The sequence below is a fragment of the Flavobacterium sp. AG291 genome, assembly GCF_003350375.1.
GTDB classification, from domain to species: domain Bacteria; phylum Bacteroidota; class Bacteroidia; order Flavobacteriales; family Flavobacteriaceae; genus Flavobacterium; species Flavobacterium suzhouense.
This window is the reverse complement of record NZ_QQAR01000009.1, coordinates 162854-182300: the sequence shown is the minus strand read 5'-3', so window position 1 is coordinate 182300 and position 19447 is coordinate 162854. Positions and strand designations below refer to the sequence as shown.

Sequence of the window (19447 nt, the reverse complement as noted above, 5' to 3'; positions counted from 1 at the left end):
GCGGCAGTAGTGATCAAAAGCGGATCGGCCGTTAAAATAGGCAGGGGTTATTATGTGACCAACTACTTTAGCGACAACCAGACCATAACAGTAACTGTAGAAGGTTATGGCGTATACCAGTACAGCCTTGACAATGGCCCATGGCAGGATAGCAATATCTTCAGCAATGTGGCACCTGGCAGCCATACGGTAAGGGTGAGGGATACTAACCCGGACGGTTGTAGCGAAACTATAATTACAGGAGCTGAAGTTGTAGACTATCCTAATTTCTTTACACCTAATGGTGATAATTTTAATGACTTCTGGAATGTTATAGGACTTAATCAGCCGGATGCAAAAATTTATATTTTTGATCGTTATGGCAAACTCCTGAAACAAATAAGCGCAGTTGGTAAAGGCTGGGACGGTACATACAATGGCGAGGCGATGCCCGCAACCGACTACTGGTTTACGGTAACTTATAGCGAATATAATGGGAGTACAACTGTAATAAAAGAATTCAGGTCACACTTCTCGCTTTTGAGATAAAAAGCGTAAATTTGAATAGCACAGCCTCCTGTTTATGAAAAATATAGCCTCAATCATATTATTATTACTTACCATAAATATGTTTGGTCAGAAAGAGGCTAACAACTGGCAGTTCGGACTATTTACAGGCATTCATTTTGAGGACGACGGCAGTGTAACATCATTGTCAAGTTCGATAGAAAGTAACGAAGGCTGCAGTTCTATTTCTGACAACGCCGGTAATCTGCTTTTCTATACAGATGGACGAAATGTGTGGGATCGTAACAATGTACTTATGCCTAATGGCAATTATAACGCCGGAACAGGACTTATGGGTGATCCTTCAAGTACGCAATCAGGTGTAATTGTTCCTAAAAAAGGTGACCCTGACATTTACTATATTTTTACAGTTGATGAGCCCCATCATCAAAATGCAGCCGTATATCCAAATCAATTTCCAGGTCCTTATGAGGATGGTTCAACAGTTCCTTCTCAGGATGACGGCTATAATAATGGGTTTAACTATTCTATTGTAGACCTTTCTGTGATTGGATCTAATGGTAGCATTGGTGATGTAGTGACACGAAATACGCACCTTGTAACTTATGTACCTGACGATCCTGACCAGATAAAGTACAAATGCTCTGAAAAGGTAACTGCCGTAAAAAACAGGTCGGGTTCGGGATATTGGGTTATCACGCATTTTGTAAATAGATTTTACGCTTTTGAAGTTACCTCAACCGGCGTAAACCCCGTCCCAGTAATATCTACACTTATACCCGTAGTACCTGTATCCGGTTACCGCAGAAACAGCATTGGTTGCATAAAAGCATCTCCAAATGGCAAAAAAGTAGCCATCGCTCATGTTCAGATATCAACACTTACGGGAAGTACTCAGCAAAACGGAAGCATCTGGCTTTACGATTTTAACAATGAAACCGGTATATTATCTAATCCACTGGCTATAAGCCAGGATACCATGCCCTATGGCGTTGAGTTTTCACAAAAAACTAAAAAACTCTATGTCTCATATGATAACTCATTTACCAATTTTGGGGGTATCCATCAATATGATCTTGAAAGTGACGACATACCGGGTTCAGATGTATTTATAGCTGCATCCCCACAATCAGCAACACTTCAGCTTGGACCTAATGGAAAAATATATCGTGCCGTAGTAAACAGCCCTACACTTGACGTGATTAATAATCCTGATGCAGACGGACTGTTATGCAACTACGTTACAGGAGGAGTATCCTTAAGTACCGGCACCTGTTATTTTGGTCTTCCACACTTCATAACTTCCTATTTTGCAGTAAATATTATTGCTTCAAATAAATGTTTTGGCAATATAACTCATTTTGAGTTAGACACAGATGACGACTTTACAACAGTGGCTTGGGATTTTGGTGATGGCCAAACAAGTGCAGCGTCAGCACAAAACACAGTATCTCATACTTATACAAGCGTAGGCACTTATACTGTTACTGCTACTATAAACCATCAGGGAGAAATACATACGGAAACAATTGACATTACTATCACCACTACCCCAACAGCCTATCAGGCCGACAATCTGGAAGAATGTGACCCCGATAATGATGGCATTACTGTATTTAATCTTAGTCAGAACAATTCATTAATATTAGGTTCACAGTTAAGCACAGAAAATACAGTAAAATATTTTGACAACAAAGAAAATGCAGATGCTAATGTAAATGCAATTAATGCCACTGCTTATGTAAATACAGTAAATCCTCAGCGGATATATGCCCGCATCCATAACAGTATTAACCCTGAGTGCTTTCAGCTAACCAGCTTTTTGGTCAGCACGCTTAACAGCCCAGTAGTAGACGAAACAGTAAATGAAACAATATGTCTCAATAATCCTGAAGGACTTACGCTTAAGGCCATAAATACCAACCCAAATTTGTACACTTATTTATGGAGTACAGGAGAGACTACCTCAAAAATTACTGTATATCAAGCAGGTACGTATATTGTAAAAATAACTAATCAGTTAGGATGCAGCAATACCAAAACCTTTGTCGTAACTGCTTCAGATCTTGCCATAGTTACCGATGTTATCGTAAATGATATGCGGGACAATAATACTGTTACTATTATGGCCGAACCTCCACAGGGTGTTGAAACTACTTATGTATACAGTTTAGATGCTCCTAACGGACCATTTCAGGAATCGAATTATTTCGAGAGACTTACCTCTGGCATTCATACTGTTTATATAAAAGACACTAAGGGGTGCGGTATCAAAGCTGAAGAAATAACAGTACTGGATACTCCTAAATTCTTTACACCAAATGGCGATGGTGTAAATGACTATTGGAACATAATAGGTATAAACGCTAACTTTTATCCTAACAGCAAAATATATATTTTTGACCGTTACGGAAAACTACTGGCAGATGTTGACCCTAAAGGCATTGGATGGGATGGCATTTTTGAAGGAAGGTCATTACCTTCAAATGATTATTGGTTTGTACTTAAACTTGATAACGGACGAATAATTAAAGGTCATTTTAGCTTAATGCGATAATAATCTTAATTACACTATACAGACACTCCATTGGAGTGTTTTTTTATGTACATTCACATACATTTAACACAAACAAAACCAATCTAACCAATGAAAAAAATCTTAATTGCCTGCCTTAGCCTTACTGCCTTGTTAACCTCATGTTCTGATGATGATTCATCATCAACCGGAAACAACTCGCCTCTTGTATCTACTAAGCAAACATTATATGAAAACGGCGAGGTGGAAGAAATTTTTGTTTCTGAATATAGCAACGGAAAGATGACAAAGATGAATTGGCTAACACCCGAGAATATACAGACGGGATATGACATTATCTCATACAATAGCGACGGGCTACTTAGTTCAATAAACACTTATCTAGGTACAGCAGTTTACTCAACTACTGAATACGGTTACGACAATCAGGGAAGGATGACTACAGTTCATCAGCAGTCAGAAGCTGAAAATGTAGATTACACCAGGACTTTTACCCATAATAACAATAACACCATAACATCAACTTCTACTAATAGTTGGGAAGAACCCAAGACCTTTTATCTAAACAGTAGTGGAATTGTATACAAGCAGGTTAGTGGAGACTCCACCTACGAATTTACACTCGATGGCAGTACAGTAATCAGTGCTTCATATAATGGAGTTGTAACTAAAACTTATGAATATGATGAGGAACACGACCCTTCACTACTAAATATCAATTTGGGAACAGGGAATTTTCAACCTAACAATACGCTGAGATTAAATAGTCTTAGCGATAGTACTTATGATAAATATAAAATTAAAGTGATTGAAGGTAATGCTATTACAAAAGATGTATACACCTTCAATGAACAGGGATTACCTACTAAAAGATTAACTTATTACAATGAAGTGCTACAAAGTCAGATGGAATATTTTTATGAATAAAACATTCTGTTTCAAATAAAAAATCCCCGCAATTGCGGGGATTTCTGTATTTAGGAAAGTACTATTAACTTAAGACTGTTAACCGTAAACTTAATTAAGCTATTTTAAAACGCTTTCTGTCGTTCTCGTTAAGATAGATCTTACGAAGACGCAGGCTCTTAGGCGTTACCTCTACGTACTCATCTTTCTGGATGTACTCTAGTGCCTCCTCAAGAGAGAATTTGATAGCAGGGATAATTCTTGCTTTATCATCAGCACCTGATGAACGAACGTTGGTAAGTTTTTTAGTTTTGGTTACGTTAACAACCATATCATCACCACGAGAGTTCTCACCGATTACCTGACCTTCGTAGATATCCTCGTTAGGATCAACGAAGAATTTACCACGATCCTGAAGTTTGTCAATTGAGTAAGGAATAGCTTTACCGTTCTCCATAGAGATAAGCGATCCGCTCAAACGTCCAGGAATTTCTCCTTTGAACGGTTGGTACTCAAGGAAACGGTGTGCCATGATAGCCTCACCTGCAGTAGCAGTAAGCAACTGGTTTCTTAATCCGATGATACCTCTTGAAGGGATGTTGAATTTAACGATCATACGCTCACCTTTAGGCTCCATACTTAGCATTTCACCTTTACGCATAGTAACAAATTCTACTGCACGCCCTGAAAGGTTTTCAGGAAGGTCGATTGTAAGTTCTTCGACAGGCTCACATTTAACACCATCAATTTCTTTGATGATTACCTGTGGCTGACCAATCTGAAGCTCGTATCCTTCTCTTCTCATTGTCTCAATAAGAACTGATAAGTGAAGTACACCACGGCCAAATACCATGAATTTATCAGCACTGTCAGTCTCATTAACACGAAGCGCAAGGTTTTTCTCAAGCTCTTTGGTTAACCTGTCTTTAATGTGACGTGAAGTAACGAATTTACCTTCTTTACCAAAGAAAGGAGAGTCGTTGATAGTGAAAAGCATACTCATTGTAGGCTCATCGATAGCAATAGACTCAAGAGCTTCCGGATTTTCAAAATCAGCAACAGTATCACCAATTTCGAATCCTTCAAGACCTACGATAGCACAGATGTCACCAGCAGTTACTTCTTCTACTTTACGACGTCCAAGACCTTCGAAAGTGTGAAGCTCTTTAATTTTTGATTTTATGATTTTACCATCACGCTTAACAAGCGAAATGTTCATACCTTCTTTAAGCACACCTCTTTGAAGACGTCCGATAGCGATACGACCTGTAAAGCTAGAGAAGTCAAGAGAAGTGATAAGCATTTGAGGCGTACCTTCAGATACTTTAGGAGCAGGGATATGCTCAAGTACCATATCAAGAAGCGGCTCAATGTTTTCAGTCTGGTTTCTCCAGTCAGTGCTCATCCAGTTGTTTTTAGCTGAACCGTAAACTGACGGGAAGTCAAGCTGCCATTCTTCAGCACCAAGTTCAAACATAAGGTCGAATACTTTCTCATGAACTTCTTCAGGAGTACAGTTTTCTTTATCAACCTTATTGATAACCACACATGGCTTAAGACCAAGGTCGATAGCTTTCTGAAGTACGAAACGTGTTTGCGGCATTGGTCCTTCAAAGGCGTCAACAAGTAGTAATACACCGTCTGCCATGTTAAGTACACGCTCTACCTCGCCACCAAAGTCGGCGTGGCCTGGAGTATCGATAATGTTGATTTTTGTTCCTTTATAAGTAACTGAAACGTTTTTAGAAGTAATAGTAATACCTCTTTCACGCTCAAGGTCGTTGTTATCCAGGATAAGATCACCAGTGTTTTCGTTCTCACGGAACAGTTGGCAATGGTACATGATTTTGTCAACCAATGTTGTTTTACCGTGGTCAACGTGGGCAATGATCGCAATGTTTCTAATTGACTGCATTATATATTTTTTTTGAAGGTGCAAAGGTACACATTATTTTGACAAAAAAAACATTAGTTATGAGCAAGTTAGGTTTTATCCATTAATGGTTTAAGGCTAACATTTCAGCAATCGCAGTATAAAACGCATATTACAGCCAAATTACAAAACTATTCTCAGTAAAATAACGGTATTACTGCGATTGTTACCAAAAGATTATTTAATTTGTTTTACAATAATATAATATGCCTCAGACTTAAAAAAATAAATAAACCTGGTTTGCTCAATGTAATCTATATTTGCCCTAACCAATTAATCCTATCAATGAAATACATTTTATTTCTTTTAGCGTCATTTTCAGCTTATACGCAGGAAATCAAAATTACTATTCCTGAATTCAATGACGATTTCAGCAACTATGTAAAACAGTTGGAAGCCGGCAAAACCGATATAGATTATCAATTATTCCGATATAGCTTTCTTAAAAGCGCTCAATTTAAAATAGCAAGCACAAAATCTACTGAATATAATGGTCTTAAATCAAAAATGTATGAACAAATGGAAAAGAAAAATTTCATTGAGGTCATAAATATTACTAAGCAAATGTTAAGCATTGATTATACAAGTATGATTGCTCATAAAATCCTGAGACAGTCATATAAAATCATCGGAGACACAGAAAATGCAGAAAAATATAAAACAATACAATTTGGCCTCCTTGAATCAATAGTAAAAAAAGGTGATGGTAAAACCTGCGCAACAGCATGGCCTGTAATACAAATTGAAGAAGAATACTTTATCCTTGAGATGATTGGAGCCACATTAAAAAAACAATCTATATACAATACTGGCGGTGTATGTGATCAAATGGAAGTATTACTGGAAGATGGAGAAAAAAAGATTTACTATTTTGATACTGTTAAAGTATTTGAAGGATATAAGATATTAGAGAACAAATAACAAAAAAATCCCCTTCAGTTGCCTGAAGGGGATTTTCATCTAACTAATCTCAATTTAATTATTTATTTTTCATTATATCCATAAGCGGCTTAAGCTGTGCGCTGTCCATACCGCCTTTTTGAATCAGTCCCACAATGGTCATTACGTTATTAGGAGTCATGTCGTCACCAAGTACTCTTAGCACACCCATACCGGTATCCTTGTTATGAAGGAACACTACAAACTCTTCTATATGTTCTCCTTCACCTTTAGTATTTACTGAAATACCTCCACCTCCAAGACTCATTTTCATAAGCTCATCATAGTGATCTTCTTTCAGTACATTTTTAATATTCGCTTTTTCGGCATCATACGTTTTGGCATTGTTGTCTGTAGATTTAAAAATCAACACATTTAGTTTATCGACAGACTCCAGGGCTTTTTGCTCATCTTCTGAAAGCTTAAGCTTATCGGTTTTGATGAAGCTTTTGCCAATGTCTATCGTTGAGAAGTTTTTCTCTTCAGACTTTTTTACAAAATACTTCTGTAGCGTAGGTTTCTGATCGCATGATGCCAACACAAGCATCATAAGTACTGAGATATAAAAATAACGTTTCATACTCCTTATTTTTTAGATGCTTTTTTAAGTGATGGCCCACCGGGAAGTTGCATATAATCCGTCAGGAATGATATCTCACTAAGATCAAAGTTACCTGTAAGCGACATTAGTACAGTACTCTCTTTAGCATTACCGCCTTCCATAAACATTAGCAACTCTTTAACCTGAGAAGAAGTAGCACCCGATTTTACATAGATCTTAACTGTTCTGGTCCCTTCATTCATACGCATCAGCTCTTCAAGCGGGTACTTTTTAAGGTAACCGTCTACCGTACCTTTCATCTCAGACACAATCTTTGTATTGGTCGTAGAGAATACTTTAAGGTTATCAAGCTTCTTGATAAGGTTAAGATATTGCTGTGCCGATTTGTCCTTAGGGTCCATTTTAACGTTACCCATAAGTTCAAACATTTTCTTATTCACTATTACCGCATCTACACCATCTTTTTCAAACTTGTCAAACGCTGAAGTGGTTTGAGCAAGAAGGATAGAAGGCAAAACCGCCAGTAACATTGTGATTATAAACTTTCTCATTGTGATCTTTCTTTATTTTTGTTTGCTGTGTTTTTGGTATTTCGGGTCTTACTTGGCTCCTTTTTCGCCTTTACTGCCTTTGCAGCCTTTTAGTCCCTTAAAATCTTTAATATCATTAAGGTCTATTTTACCGGTAAAAGATATAAGAACGGTTTCATCTTTTTTGTCGCCATTCTCAACAAATACAAGCCCCTCGGTAATAATATTCTCGGCACTGCCCTGTTTTACATATATCTTAACTTTAGAATCTCCCTCTGTAATAGACATTAATTCCTGAAGCGAATTGGCTTTAAGGTGATCGGAAACTGCTTCGCGCAACTGTTTTTTATATTTTTTTTCAGTAGTCGTAAGGACTTTTAAACGATCAATTCCTTTAGCGGTTTTAAGATACGAACCTGCATCTTCTCCCATTGACGAGCTGTCAATACTCGAAACCAACTCAAATAATTCTTTATTCAAAGTAATATTTGCTATGCCCTCTACATTATCGAATTTAGAGAAAGCATTAGTTTGTGCAAAAGTTACAAACGGCATTGCTGCCAGTACTAAGGTTACTATAAACTTTTTCATGATGTTATTCTTTAGATTTTTGTTCTACGTGATGTTCTTTACGTTTTTCTTTGATGATTTGTTTGGTAGTTTTTTCATATTCTTTACCTACCTGATGTACACTCCCCATACCGATATTTACATTCGTAGAAAGCATCTGCAGTGCTTTTTGGGTCTCCCTGAACGCTACTTCAGGATCGTCATAAGTACCAAGATCTTCCTCAGCCGGTTGGGTATTATAGAAGGTTAACAATCCTCCCAGAAGAACAACGCTTGCTGCCACCGACATCCATCGGCCATAATGCCTTTTAGTTTTTAATGGTAAGGTTTTATCAAACTTTTGTTCTTCCTGCTGCGAAAAATATCCAAACAAAGGTCTGTATTGTTCCAGATGCGGCACCACATCCGGCGAAGAGAAGTAAAGCTTTAAATCCTTTTCTTCGGCAATAGTAGTCTCTGCGTTAAAATATTTCTCCAGTAGTTTTTCAATTACTCTTAATTCCATAGCTGTGTGTTTTTGCGAGTTGTTCCCTCAATGTTTTCCTTGCTCTCGATAGTGCCACCCTTACGGCGGTCTCGTTCATGTCCATTATTTTGGCAATCTCTTCAAATTCATATTGTTCTATATCCCTCATTTGCAAAATCATTTTTTGCTGTTCGGGTAATGTTTCCATAATCTTCTCTACCCAGCTCCAGCTGTCGCGATCTTCCGCCTGCTGCTGTAGCCCTGCCTGCCTGTCGCTATAGTTATTATGCACTATGCGCATCTCAGTCGCTCTTTTTGATTTGAGCTGATCCAGGCAGTAATTTTTTGTCATGGTCATGGCAAGGGCTTCAACACTTGAATAAGATTCCAGCTTACCCTTGTTGTTCCAGAGCTTAACCAGCACTTCCTGCGTTGCGTCCTCTGCCTCCTCGGTGCTAACAAGCAACCTTTTTGCCAACCGGAAAACCCGGTCTTTAAACGGAGTGATGACTTTTATGAAATCTGACTGATTCATAATCGGCCTTTTGGTTTGTTAGTGGTTTATAAAAGGAAGACGATTAGCAACTATTTTTGTTACAAGCATATTAAAAATAATTACATTTACGTTTTAAAAGTAACTAAAAAACGCTGAATGAAAAAGATTAAAACCTTGCTGGCGTGCCTGTTTTTGGCCGCTTTTGCTTTTCAGGGATGTGAAGACATGGATGATAATGCCGTTCCTGTAAATGATTTTATCTGGAAAGGACTTAACCTTTATTATTTATGGCAGGCTAATGTACCTAACCTGGCCGATGACCGTTTTGCCAACCAGGAGCAGCTTAATAATTTCTTAGAAGGCTATGGTTCACCGGAAAGCCTTTTTGAAAGCCTATTATACAGGCATTATCCTGATGGATCTAAAGCCGATCGTTTTAGCGTAATCTTTTCTGATTTCAGGGTTCTGGAAAATACACTACAGGGAGTATCTACCAGCAACGGTGTTGAATTTGGCCTTGTTTATGCAGATGAAGGCATGACTAATATCTTTGGTTACGTACGCTATATCCTTCCGGGTACAGATGCAAGCAATAAAAACATACAGCGTGGCGATATCTTTTATGCCGTAAATGGCGAACAATTAACTGTAAATAATTACAGTGACCTTTTAGCCCAGCAAGCCTATACACTTTATCTTGCTGATTATGTAGACGGAAACATCGTTCCAAACGGCGAAACTGTGAGTCTTTCTAAAACTGAGTATGCTGAAGATCCGGTGTATAGTGTTAAAGTTGTTGAAAATGGCGCTAACAAAATAGGCTACCTTATGTATAATGGGTTTTATGCTAATTATGATACTACCTTAAATAATGCTTTCGGAGAGCTAAAAGCTGCCGGTGTAACCGACCTTGTTCTGGATCTTCGTTATAACGGAGGTGGTTCTATCCGAACTGCGACTTATCTTGCGAGTATGATAACAGGCCAGTTTAATGGAGAAATGTTTGCTAAACAACAATGGAACAGTAAACTTCAGGCGTATTATGAAAGTAACAATCCCCAGGCATTAGTAAATAACTTTACTGATAAACTTAGTAACGGAACAGTTATCAACAGCCTTAATCTTAACAGGGTATACATTATTACTACAGCATCAACAGCATCGGCAAGTGAACTTGTTGTAAACTGTTTAAAACCGTATATATCCGTTACACAGATAGGTGATACTACAATAGGAAAAAATGTAGGCTCTGTCACCTTGTATGACTCGCCGGACTTCACTAAGAAGGATGTAGATGGAAGCCACCGCTATGCAATGCAGCCTATTGTGTTAAGAACTGTAAACAAAGCCGGTTTTGGTGAATACAGTTCAGGTATAGTACCAGACATTCAGCACAAAGAAAGCTATGGCAACCTTGGTGTTATTGGTGATCCTGCTGAACCATTATTCGCAGAAGCTATCGGCCTTATAACTGGAACAGGAAGCCCTGACCGCAGAAGACCTTCTAAAGAATTCAAAAGCTTTAAAGGCACAAAAGAATTGCGCCGCTTTGGCACCGAAATGTACCTTGAAGAAATGCCGGAAAGCTCTTTAGGTCTTATGAAACAACTACAATAAATAGAGTATAATTGAAAAAGGCTTTCACAATGTGAAAGCCTTTTTTGTTTCAGACAGAATTGTAAATCTTTCTGACAGCAATTATTATGAAGTTTTCTGTTTCGAACCGGCAGCTAAACCCTCTGCCGGCTCATTTAACTAAACAGAAAAATCAGAACATCTTAGTCGTTAAAATAGAACCCTGAAGGGATAACTCCAACTACATAGTCATTTTGAAGTACTCCTGCTGCAGAGTAGATATAAATTTTACCGGCAGCATTATAATCACCTGCATCAGCAACGTAAATAAGCCCATCTTCTACAGCAAATCCATAAATTCCATAAACACCCTGATCAGCAGTTGTGAATAATGGAGAAGCCGGAAGTGAACCTGAAGCTATTGGAGTTGAATATACACCGTTATCAATAGTATAGAAAATGTTATTATCTTCTATAACAAGGTTAGACGGGTGTGTAGCCGCTGCAAAATCAAGAGTTTTGGTTACTGTATTGTTGTTAAGACTGATAACATTAAGCTCTCCTGCTGTTTCAGTCCCACCCCATGAAGGAACACCTCCACATAATACATAAAGATTACCATTTTCTAACTCTAGTGAATTTGGCACGTCACCAACAGTGATCGATTTTGTAACCGTATTGCTTGAAGCATCGATTACGCTAACAGTATTACCGTAGTTGTATCCACCTGAGTGAGCAACATAAAGTTTACCATTCTCTTCTACAATGCTTTCAGGACCTTCAGCTACAGGAATTGTAGCACCCACAGTATTTAAAGCAAGGTTTATAACCGCCACATAATCATCAGTAGCTACAGTAGCATCACCCCAACAGGTAACATATGCTTTACCGTTAGCAAAAGCAATATATCTTGGGTTTACAAGTCCTGTTGAAATAGTTGTTTCTCCTGTAAAAGTGTAACGGTTTACAACTTCAATTTTATTAGATCCGTTAAGAACTATGTAAGCAAGATCACCGTTAAAGCCCATATCCTGTGCTGTATCACCAAGAAGACCACCTCCATTTACCAATGAGAAGATGTCATTCTCAACCTCAGCACCTGCTGCTTCAGAAAGGAAAGATACCGATGCGTTACCTTTAAGGAATCCGCCCTCATTAAGGATAAGCACTCCATTGTCATAAGCTCCAGATGGTACATCTTTATTATCATCATCGCTACATGACACGAACAATAGCGAACCCGCTACAGCTGTTAAGATTAGTTTGTGTAGTTTCATGTTATTTAAAATTTAAAATTAAGATACATAGTATAGTTGCGTCCGGGCATAGGTCTTACTTCATAGGCGAGATATTTCTCATCCCATACATTATTAACCTGAACCCCCACATCAATGCCTTTCAGTGCTTTTATGGTATATTCTGTACCTGCACTTCCTACATTATAAGGATCAAGGCTATATTTATTATCCGAAGACGTGAACACTTCTCCATTAAATAAATGACGGTAATACACCGAGGCATTTTTATAGCTATAAGCTACTGAGGCAGTGGTTTTATGCAATGGCACATAAATAAGCTGTTTATCGGATTCATCCTTACGGGAAATGGTATAGGCATACGTTCCGGTTACAGCAACATTCCCGGTACCAAGCTTTTTATTCCAGTTAAGTATCGATTCAACGCCATAGCTTTTAGACTTGCCAACATTTCCTGGTGACCAGATACCGTTAGTTCCCGGTGTCCATTGCAGCATATCACGCATTTTTATGTAATATCCGGTAACACTTAAGGTTAGTCCTTTAAATCTGAATTCGTTCCCAAGCTCAGCCTGATAGGAACTTTCAGGTTTCAGCTCAGGATTACCACTACCCGCCCAGTACAGGTCATTGTAAGTCGGTATTCTGAAGTTACGGGAAGCATTTAGTTTTATAGTATAAAAACGATTTATCAGCGTATTGATACCTAAAGAAAACAGCACCGGACTTTCGTAACTATCGGTTATTTCCTTACGAACACCCAGTTCATATTTAAACCTCTTTGTCAGTTCATGTTTCATCAACAGGCTGGCAGACCCTATATCCCTTTTTTTATGGATAATATCAGAGCCTTCACCATTGTTATGGGTGTAATCCAATATGGTATTCAGCTTTATAGTTTCAGATACATCATAAGTAAGATCATATCGGGCGATATAAGTTTTTACGTTACCGTTCGTATAAAGATCATTCTTGTAATTTTCGTAATACTTATATTTTTCATAAAGATATGCCCCTTTCAATCTGGAAGTAAATTTGCCATAATAACCGCTCCACTCCACAAGGTTTCTGGAGTCAGTTGATTGATATTTGCTGCGTGAAGGTGCCGCAAGCGTTCCTGAAAAATGCCTTTCACCATCAAACAAGTATCCATAAAAGCGTAATATATTCTTTTGATTCAGCCTGTAGGCAATACCGATATTCAGGCTGGTATTATAGTACTGTCCGTTCTCGTTTGTTTTATTTGTCCCCTGATAATCATAATCATTATCTGAACTGTTATGGCTGATACCGGCATTAGCAGTAAAATCTTCCGTTGCGGCAACTACGTGATAATTTACCCCTACGGTATTGAAACTACCATAATCCGTACGCAAACTGTTATTAAAGCGATTACCAAAAGAAAGGTCATTATTCAGGTGAATGCTCCCTCCTATTGCGCTGCTGCCATAAGCAACACTTCCTCCTCCTGCCCTTACACTGATGTTATTAAAATCACGGGTATTAAGAACATTAAAATCGGTTTGGCCATTAAGCTGCGAATTAATATTTATACCATTCCATACCACGGCAGTCTGAGAAGCTGTAGTACCACGGAACGATGGTGACGAAACCATTCCTAAACCATTTTCCTTAAAATAGATATTGGTATTGTAATTTAAAAGTGAAGTAAGCGAAGCAGCATTCCTGCCAATAACCGAATCATTTAGCTTTTGTACCGATTGAGAATCTGAGAAATTGTTTAATTGGGTATCAGATATTATAATTCCTTTTAGGATAATAGTATCATTTTGCGCCGTTAAATACTGGCACAGGAAAAGTAAAATGAGTAATGTGGATCTTTTCAGTATCATAATCCGTAAGCCTTTTTTCCCGAAGGCCCGATATTAGTTATTCCTAAGGCAGGTCTCCTGGCTTGCGTACTGTTATTTACCTTCCCGTCACGCCGCAGCGCGCAGTGGTTTGCAGTTAATAACAGCCTCCGCCGCGGCGGATAAGCTTACAGTTGCGGGAACAGCTCAGGCATCAAACCTGATTCCCTTTTAATGTGATGCTCAACAAAAAACACCACAACCTTAAGTCGTGCAAATATAGTATTATTGTTGAAATATTTAATTTATACATTTGCATTCACTGAATATTTTTTATGAGAAACGCATATTACCTCTTTCTTTTTGTAGTATTGGCAATAGCCGGCTGTAAAAGTGATACTCAAAAAAGTGTCACAAAAAATGCTGCTACCGTAAATTCTGTTAAGCATGCGCAAGGACTACAGCTTTATCGCTATGATGGCTATACTGTGGTTAAAGTAACCAATCCGTGGCCGGAAGCTAAAGATGTTTTTACCTATGTAATGTTAAAAAAAGGAGGTATAGTTCCTGATAGCCTTAAACAGTATACTACCGTTCAGGTTCCGCTTAAAACAGTGGTGGTAACCTCAACAACCCACATACCATCTTTGGAAGCCCTTGGTGTAGAAAACACCCTTGTAGGCTTCCCAAGCACTGACTTTATCTCATCTGAAAAAGTAAGGGCGCGCATTGATGCCGGAAAAGTAAAAGAAGCCGGAGCCAATGAAAGCCTGAATACCGAAGTAATGATCGATCTTGCCCCCGATGCTATAGTTGGCTTTAGTATAAGCAGTAATAACAAATCGCTTACAACGCTTGAGAAAAGTGGCCTTAAAGTGCTGTATAATGGCGACTGGACCGAGCAAACTCCTCTGGGTAAAGCCGAATGGATAAAATTCTTTGGGGCACTGTATGATCAGGAAGACAAGGCAGATAAACTCTTCGCAGACATTGAAAAAGGTTATAACGAAGCTCTTGTTTTAGCTCAAAAAGCTACATCAAGACCAACCGTATTGAGCGGTGCCATGTTTCAGGATCATTGGTATTTGCCCCAAGGCGGAAGCTGGGCCGCACTTTTCCTGAAAGATGCCAAATCAGACTATCTTTGGGCTGACTCTGAAGGAATAGGAAGCCTTAATCTTGCTTTCGAAACCGTATTGGATAAAGCTGAAAACGCCGACTATTGGATTGGCCCAAGCCAATTTACTACTTTTAAGGAAATGACAGATGCCAATCCGCATTATGCCCAATTTAAAGCTTTCAAGACAAAAAACGTATATTCGTACAGCAGCAAAAAAGGCGCTAAAGGCGGACTTATTTATTATGAACTTGCTCCTAACCGCCCTGATCTTGTGCTGAAAGACCTGATAGCTATATTTCATCCTGATTTGTTACCCGGATATCAGACTTACTTTTTTGAAAAATTAAAATAATACCCTTGTACAGTCAAAAGAGGAACATACCAATTTTCATTATACTGGGCATTGCCCTTGTTATGGCATTTTTACTCAACCTAAGCCTGGGTTCTGTAAAGATTCCATTTATCGATGTTGTGCATAGCCTTACAGGTGGTGAAGCTTCAAAATCTACCTGGGAATACATTATACTGCATTATCGGTTACCTAAAGCCTTAACAGCATTGCTGGCAGGAATGGGACTGTCCGTCAGTGGATTATTAATGCAGACGCTTTTCCGTAATCCTCTTGCCGGCCCCGACGTGTTAGGATTAAGCTCAGGCGCAAGTCTGGGTGTTGCTTTTGTAATATTAGGAGCAGGGTTTTTACCGGGTATACTTTCCGGCTTCTTTCTCTCGCCTTACGGAATTGTATTAGCCTCTACTGCCGGAAGCTTTATGGTATTACTTGCCATACTGGTAGTTTCACAGCGTCTTAGAGATACTATGGCCATACTTATTATTGGGCTTATGTTCTCAAGTTTTACAGGAGCCATAGTAGGCGTACTTACCTTTTTTAGCACTTCAGAGCAATTGCAGAAATTTACGTTCTGGTCGTTAGGAAGCCTTGGAAACCTCCCTTGGGAACATATTATTATACTCGCTGTGGTGTGTATCGCAGGATTACTTCTTTCAGCAATCTGTATTAAACCACTGGATGCATTACTACTAGGCGAACGTTACGCTAAAAGTATGGGCATCAATTTTAAAAAAACACGATTCATCATCATACTCGCAGCCAGCCTGCTAACAGGAACAATTACAGCGTTCACCGGGCCTATTGCCTTTGTGGGGCTTGTGGTTCCGCACATTGCAAAACTTGTATTTAAAACAAGTAGTCATCTGATTTTGTATGTAGGAACCATACTGTCAGGCGCCATCATATTACTTGTATGTGATACCTTTACACAAATGCCCGGCAGTGAATATGTATTACCTATCAATGCCATAACATCAATTATTGGTGCGCCAATCGTAATATGGCTGCTGATGCGAAAACACAAACCGGTATAAGTATGGAAAAGAAAATCGTATTATCGGCACAAGACCTCAGCATTGGCTATCAGCATAAAAAACAAAATGAAACTATTGCACAGGCTATAAATCTGGCATTTGAGGAATCAAACCTGATAGCACTGATTGGAGCCAATGGTATTGGTAAATCGACACTATTGCGAACGCTTACAGGCATACAAAAACCACTCCTGGGAGAAGTACAGCTTAACCATAAGAATATAAACAGTTATAGTTCTTCAGAACTGGCACAAAATCTTGCTGTCGTACTTACAGAAAGCCTTCCGCCAAGCAACCTCACCGTTTTTGAATTGGTCGCATTAGGAAGACAGCCTTACACCAATTGGTTGGGCAAACTGAGCCCCGAAGATCTTGACAGCGTAAACAAAGCTATATCACTTACACAGATTGATGGCATTGCTCATAAAAAACACTTTGAAATTAGTGATGGCCAGTTACAAAAGGTCCTTATTGCACGCGCACTGGCACAAGACACTCCTCTTATTGTACTTGACGAGCCTACAACCCATCTCGACCTTCAACATAAGGTAAACCTAATCAGGCTACTGAAAAAACTGGCTTCAGAAACCGCTAAATGTATTCTTTATTCTACCCACGACCTTGATCTTGCATTACAGCTAAGTGACCAGATTGTTGTTATGACAAGTAATGATGTGGTTCAGGGAACTCCTGAATACCTTATGGAGCATCATGCTTTTGACAAATTATTCAATGATAAAAGCATTCGTTTTAATTCACACAAAGGAGGTTTTGTAATCCGTTAATTAAAACAAAAAAGCTGCAACCTTACATGCAGCTTTTAAAAGAAAATAAACGTAAATTAATTTCTGAAAAAACTATTGATAAAGCTGCATTTTAAAACACTGTCCTGCAGTCACAGTTATTGAACTTTCCCATGTACGATTCTGACAACTTGCCGTGAAAGAATATGTTCCAGGAGCAACGGTAAAATTAGCGCAACCCGAAGCACCACAAGAAGGACTGGAATTGTAGTAGGAAGTTATCATACCGCTTCCCTGTCCTTGCAAGGTTACCGAAATATTACCACACCCCAGATCAGACTGAATCCAGAATACTATATTACCATTTTCATCACTGGTACCGCCTCCGCCGCTTCCGTCGCAAAAAGTATTTGTTCGGGAATATCTTGCGGCTACATTAGTATCTATAGCCTGATCAGGCACTCCCATCCATAAAGTATTTCCATTGAACTCTAATGGGAATTTGATTGTTTCACCCTGGATTACAAAAGTCATTGAGGGTTCAGAAGGATTGAAAGTTCCTACGGTTTGTTGTCCATTGTTGCAGGTGGTTGCTGTTGTTCCTGAAAAATTAACCCATGTTTCATACCCATCTCTTTTCCAGTTACCATAATAATTTGTGTTTTCATCGTTTACAAAATCTTCAGGCTCTTCTTCAACACAACTTACCACTGTTAAAGCAAAAAGAAACAAAAAGAATCTGATAATGCCATAATTAAATTTTTTCATGATTTTTGGTTTTTAGGATTTATCAAAGTTACTGCACCGTCTAAACATATAAAATCCCTAAAAATTGGTATTTTTTTACTGTTTTACAGGCTTTAACAAAAGCTAAACACAAAGTAGGATTTGTAATGTTTAAATTTACATACAACATAAAACCTATTATAATGGCTAATCAGTTTTCACTAAATTATCCGGGAGATAAAAAACAGCTTCTGGAAAAAATAAAAAATGCTGCAGGAAGTAAAGGACAGTTTGCCGGCAATGAATCACAGGGCAGTTTTGAAGGAGACACTCCGCTTGGAAAATTTGCTGGATCATATTCTATCCAGGGTGATACTATTAATATAACCATAGACAAGAAGCCTTTTCTTTTATCTCATGGAATGATTAAAGATGAATTCGAAAAAGCACTTAAAAAGGCTTAATCATGCAAAAGGTATTCTCTTTATTATGTTTTTTTATAATATTTACCGGTCATGCCCAGGCTCCGGTACTTGAGCTCACCCCAAAAGGTTTTGATGCAGTTGAAGGCACAATACCTACTACTGCAAATGAGAAATTAATTGAACTTTCTAAGATGTGGGCAGCCGAAACTAATTTGAGGATTAAAGGGTATGATGCCAGTAATGTTACCTCAAACAGTATGGTTATTAGCGCGTTTAAAAAAAATGCTTTTTTTCTTAGAAATAAAGGAGAGACTTTTAATTACAACATTGCATATTCTATGAAATTGAGTTTTCATGGCAATTATTATTCACTCCATTTTGTTGTGAACGATATTTACACTGCTAATGATGTAATTGTAAAATATAAGTTACCGGACTACTTTGATAATGATGGTGACCTTAAAGATGGTTATGATACGCTGAAACCGTCGTTAGAACGCTCTGTAAATGAGATTGTTAGATCGTATCATAACTTCCTTGTGAATTACAGATAAAACCTAAAATCAATTGCTATGATATCAGGAACCGACGAACCGAAAGACCTGGGTTCTAAAAAAATGAACAATCAGGAAAAGAAAAGTGAACGAAATGAAGGCTTTAGTGGCGAAAACCTGCCTAAGGATTACAATCCTTCTAAAGGAAAGCTTACACCTGAAGTCGAAAAGGACACAGATGGCGATACAGAAGTTGTAAAGCGTGCCCGTGATGTGGATGAAAAGAAAGCAGCTCCGGTAAGCCAAAACAACAAAACCACCCGAGATGATGGTAAAGTTGTGAGCAAAAGCCGCGGTACAGCTAATGAGAAAGAAGACATGGAAACGGCTGAAAACCGTGATTTTAATTCAGACACGCATAAGCCTAAAAGGAAATAGATAAAGAGCCACAAGATTTAAAAAAAAT

20 protein-coding genes and 1 riboswitch are annotated in these 19447 nt (G+C 38.4%); of the genes, 11 read left to right on the top strand and 9 right to left on the bottom strand.

Going from position 1 to position 19447, the window contains the following annotated elements:
* The 3 genes from DEU42_RS11190 to DEU42_RS11180 form a co-directional block, all read left to right on the top strand.
* Window positions 1-528: T9SS type B sorting domain-containing protein (locus DEU42_RS11190; protein WP_114758390.1), on the top strand; the 528-nt coding region annotated here is incomplete at its 5' end.
* A gap of 34 nt (window positions 529-562) precedes the next feature.
* On the top strand, window positions 563-3064 hold the full coding sequence (locus DEU42_RS11185; protein WP_114758389.1) for a T9SS type B sorting domain-containing protein: 2502 nt from the start codon (window positions 563-565) through the stop codon (window positions 3062-3064).
* A gap of 90 nt (window positions 3065-3154) precedes the next feature.
* Entirely contained in the window at window positions 3155-3970 is an 816-nt protein-coding gene (locus DEU42_RS11180; protein ID WP_114758388.1) for an RHS repeat domain-containing protein, read from the top strand.
* A 94-nt stretch (window positions 3971-4064) separates the two neighbouring features.
* Here the strand turns inward: DEU42_RS11180 and typA are convergent, their stop codons facing one another.
* A complete protein-coding gene (typA, locus tag DEU42_RS11175; RefSeq protein WP_114758387.1) occupies window positions 4065-5864 on the bottom strand; it encodes a translational GTPase TypA in 1800 nt (599 codons plus the stop codon).
* Window positions 5865-6167: 303 nt separating this feature from the next.
* Here typA and DEU42_RS11170 point away from each other — a divergent pair, with 303 nt between their 5' ends.
* Complete coding sequence (locus tag DEU42_RS11170; RefSeq protein ID WP_114758386.1) at window positions 6168-6803, top strand: DUF4919 domain-containing protein; 636 nt, start codon at window positions 6168-6170, stop codon at window positions 6801-6803.
* Window positions 6804-6861: 58 nt separating this feature from the next.
* Here DEU42_RS11170 and DEU42_RS11165 read toward each other — a convergent pair whose 3' ends face one another.
* Genes DEU42_RS11165 through DEU42_RS11145 form a run of 5 tightly spaced genes read right to left on the bottom strand, consistent with a single transcriptional unit; the run spans window position 6862 to window position 9484 of the window.
* On the bottom strand, window positions 6862-7401 hold the full coding sequence (locus DEU42_RS11165) for a DUF4252 domain-containing protein (protein WP_114758385.1): 540 nt from the start codon (window positions 7399-7401) through the stop codon (window positions 6862-6864).
* A gap of 5 nt (window positions 7402-7406) precedes the next feature.
* Window positions 7407-7934: a DUF4252 domain-containing protein gene (locus DEU42_RS11160; RefSeq protein ID WP_114758384.1), complete on the bottom strand. Its 528-nt coding sequence runs from the start codon at window positions 7932-7934 to the stop codon at window positions 7407-7409.
* A gap of 48 nt (window positions 7935-7982) precedes the next feature.
* Window positions 7983-8504, bottom strand: a complete 522-nt coding sequence (locus DEU42_RS11155) for a DUF4252 domain-containing protein (protein WP_114758383.1) — start codon at window positions 8502-8504, stop codon at window positions 7983-7985.
* Between the two features lie 4 nt (window positions 8505-8508).
* Window positions 8509-8988 carry a hypothetical protein gene (locus DEU42_RS11150; RefSeq protein WP_114758382.1) on the bottom strand — a complete coding sequence of 160 codons (480 nt, stop codon included), beginning with the start codon at window positions 8986-8988 and terminating at the stop codon, window positions 8509-8511.
* Entirely contained in the window at window positions 8969-9484 is a 516-nt protein-coding gene (locus tag DEU42_RS11145) for an RNA polymerase sigma factor (RefSeq protein ID WP_114758381.1), read from the bottom strand. Before DEU42_RS11145 ends, DEU42_RS11150 begins: the two co-directional genes overlap by 20 nt.
* A gap of 117 nt (window positions 9485-9601) precedes the next feature.
* Between DEU42_RS11145 and DEU42_RS11140 the strand changes: the two genes are divergently transcribed.
* Window positions 9602-11062 carry a S41 family peptidase gene (locus DEU42_RS11140; protein ID WP_114758380.1) on the top strand — a complete coding sequence of 487 codons (1461 nt, stop codon included), beginning with the start codon at window positions 9602-9604 and terminating at the stop codon, window positions 11060-11062.
* Between the two features lie 161 nt (window positions 11063-11223).
* On the opposite strand, the gene DEU42_RS11135 is transcribed toward DEU42_RS11140, so the two are convergent.
* Both DEU42_RS11135 and DEU42_RS11130 read right to left on the bottom strand, forming a co-directional pair.
* A complete protein-coding gene (locus DEU42_RS11135) occupies window positions 11224-12297 on the bottom strand; it encodes a YncE family protein (protein ID WP_114758379.1) in 1074 nt (357 codons plus the stop codon).
* 5 nt (window positions 12298-12302) lie between these two features.
* On the bottom strand, window positions 12303-14129 hold the full coding sequence (locus DEU42_RS11130) for a TonB-dependent receptor plug domain-containing protein (RefSeq protein WP_114758378.1): 1827 nt from the start codon (window positions 14127-14129) through the stop codon (window positions 12303-12305).
* 29 nt (window positions 14130-14158) lie between these two features.
* Window positions 14159-14369, bottom strand: a riboswitch (cobalamin riboswitch).
* Window positions 14370-14422: 53 nt separating this feature from the next.
* Between DEU42_RS11130 and DEU42_RS11125 the strand changes: the two genes are divergently transcribed.
* From DEU42_RS11125 to DEU42_RS11115, 3 genes are all read left to right on the top strand, one after another.
* Window positions 14423-15559: an ABC transporter substrate-binding protein gene (locus DEU42_RS11125; protein ID WP_114758377.1), complete on the top strand. Its 1137-nt coding sequence runs from the start codon at window positions 14423-14425 to the stop codon at window positions 15557-15559.
* A gap of 62 nt (window positions 15560-15621) precedes the next feature.
* Window positions 15622-16593 (top strand): iron ABC transporter permease, encoded by a 972-nt coding sequence (locus DEU42_RS11120; protein WP_199509085.1) that lies wholly within the window; start codon window positions 15622-15624, stop codon window positions 16591-16593.
* A 2-nt stretch (window positions 16594-16595) separates the two neighbouring features.
* Entirely contained in the window at window positions 16596-17378 is a 783-nt protein-coding gene (locus DEU42_RS11115) for an ABC transporter ATP-binding protein (protein WP_114758393.1), read from the top strand.
* A gap of 72 nt (window positions 17379-17450) precedes the next feature.
* On the opposite strand, the gene DEU42_RS11110 is transcribed toward DEU42_RS11115, so the two are convergent.
* A complete protein-coding gene (locus tag DEU42_RS11110) occupies window positions 17451-18104 on the bottom strand; it encodes a hypothetical protein (RefSeq protein WP_114758375.1) in 654 nt (217 codons plus the stop codon).
* 161 nt (window positions 18105-18265) lie between these two features.
* Between DEU42_RS11110 and DEU42_RS11105 the strand changes: the two genes are divergently transcribed.
* Genes DEU42_RS11105 through DEU42_RS11095 form a run of 3 tightly spaced genes read left to right on the top strand, consistent with a single transcriptional unit; the run spans window position 18266 to window position 19419 of the window.
* Window positions 18266-18526 (top strand): hypothetical protein, encoded by a 261-nt coding sequence (locus DEU42_RS11105; RefSeq protein ID WP_147278107.1) that lies wholly within the window; start codon window positions 18266-18268, stop codon window positions 18524-18526.
* A 2-nt stretch (window positions 18527-18528) separates the two neighbouring features.
* A complete protein-coding gene (locus DEU42_RS11100; protein WP_114758373.1) occupies window positions 18529-19041 on the top strand; it encodes a hypothetical protein in 513 nt (170 codons plus the stop codon).
* 18 nt (window positions 19042-19059) lie between these two features.
* On the top strand, window positions 19060-19419 hold the full coding sequence (locus DEU42_RS11095; protein WP_114758372.1) for a hypothetical protein: 360 nt from the start codon (window positions 19060-19062) through the stop codon (window positions 19417-19419).
* The last annotated feature ends 28 nt before the right edge of the window (window positions 19420-19447 follow it).

What these genes read in the sequence shown, in the direction of transcription:
- DEU42_RS11095 (WP_114758372.1), top strand. Translation starts at nt 19,060, where the DNA reads ATGATATCAGGAACCGACGAACCGAAAGACCTGGGTTCTAAAAAAATG.
- DEU42_RS11140 (WP_114758380.1), top strand. Translation starts at nt 9,602, where the DNA reads ATGAAAAAGATTAAAACCTTGCTGGCGTGCCTGTTTTTGGCCGCTTTT.
- DEU42_RS11115 (WP_114758393.1), top strand. Translation starts at nt 16,596, where the DNA reads ATGGAAAAGAAAATCGTATTATCGGCACAAGACCTCAGCATTGGCTAT.
- DEU42_RS11185 (WP_114758389.1), top strand. Translation starts at nt 563, where the DNA reads ATGAAAAATATAGCCTCAATCATATTATTATTACTTACCATAAATATG.
- DEU42_RS11110 (WP_114758375.1), bottom strand. Translation starts at nt 18,104, where the DNA reads ATGAAAAAATTTAATTATGGCATTATCAGATTCTTTTTGTTTCTTTTT.
- DEU42_RS11105 (WP_147278107.1), top strand. Translation starts at nt 18,266, where the DNA reads ATGGCTAATCAGTTTTCACTAAATTATCCGGGAGATAAAAAACAGCTT.
- typA (WP_114758387.1), bottom strand. Translation starts at nt 5,864, where the DNA reads ATGCAGTCAATTAGAAACATTGCGATCATTGCCCACGTTGACCACGGT.
- DEU42_RS11180 (WP_114758388.1), top strand. Translation starts at nt 3,155, where the DNA reads ATGAAAAAAATCTTAATTGCCTGCCTTAGCCTTACTGCCTTGTTAACC.
- DEU42_RS11165 (WP_114758385.1), bottom strand. Translation starts at nt 7,401, where the DNA reads ATGAAACGTTATTTTTATATCTCAGTACTTATGATGCTTGTGTTGGCA.
- DEU42_RS11130 (WP_114758378.1), bottom strand. Translation starts at nt 14,129, where the DNA reads ATGATACTGAAAAGATCCACATTACTCATTTTACTTTTCCTGTGCCAG.
- DEU42_RS11100 (WP_114758373.1), top strand. Translation starts at nt 18,529, where the DNA reads ATGCAAAAGGTATTCTCTTTATTATGTTTTTTTATAATATTTACCGGT.
- DEU42_RS11150 (WP_114758382.1), bottom strand. Translation starts at nt 8,988, where the DNA reads ATGGAATTAAGAGTAATTGAAAAACTACTGGAGAAATATTTTAACGCA.
- DEU42_RS11145 (WP_114758381.1), bottom strand. Translation starts at nt 9,484, where the DNA reads ATGAATCAGTCAGATTTCATAAAAGTCATCACTCCGTTTAAAGACCGG.
- DEU42_RS11160 (WP_114758384.1), bottom strand. Translation starts at nt 7,934, where the DNA reads ATGAGAAAGTTTATAATCACAATGTTACTGGCGGTTTTGCCTTCTATC.
- DEU42_RS11170 (WP_114758386.1), top strand. Translation starts at nt 6,168, where the DNA reads ATGAAATACATTTTATTTCTTTTAGCGTCATTTTCAGCTTATACGCAG.
- DEU42_RS11135 (WP_114758379.1), bottom strand. Translation starts at nt 12,297, where the DNA reads ATGAAACTACACAAACTAATCTTAACAGCTGTAGCGGGTTCGCTATTG.
- DEU42_RS11155 (WP_114758383.1), bottom strand. Translation starts at nt 8,504, where the DNA reads ATGAAAAAGTTTATAGTAACCTTAGTACTGGCAGCAATGCCGTTTGTA.
- DEU42_RS11125 (WP_114758377.1), top strand. Translation starts at nt 14,423, where the DNA reads ATGAGAAACGCATATTACCTCTTTCTTTTTGTAGTATTGGCAATAGCC.
- DEU42_RS11120 (WP_199509085.1), top strand. Translation starts at nt 15,622, where the DNA reads ATGGCATTTTTACTCAACCTAAGCCTGGGTTCTGTAAAGATTCCATTT.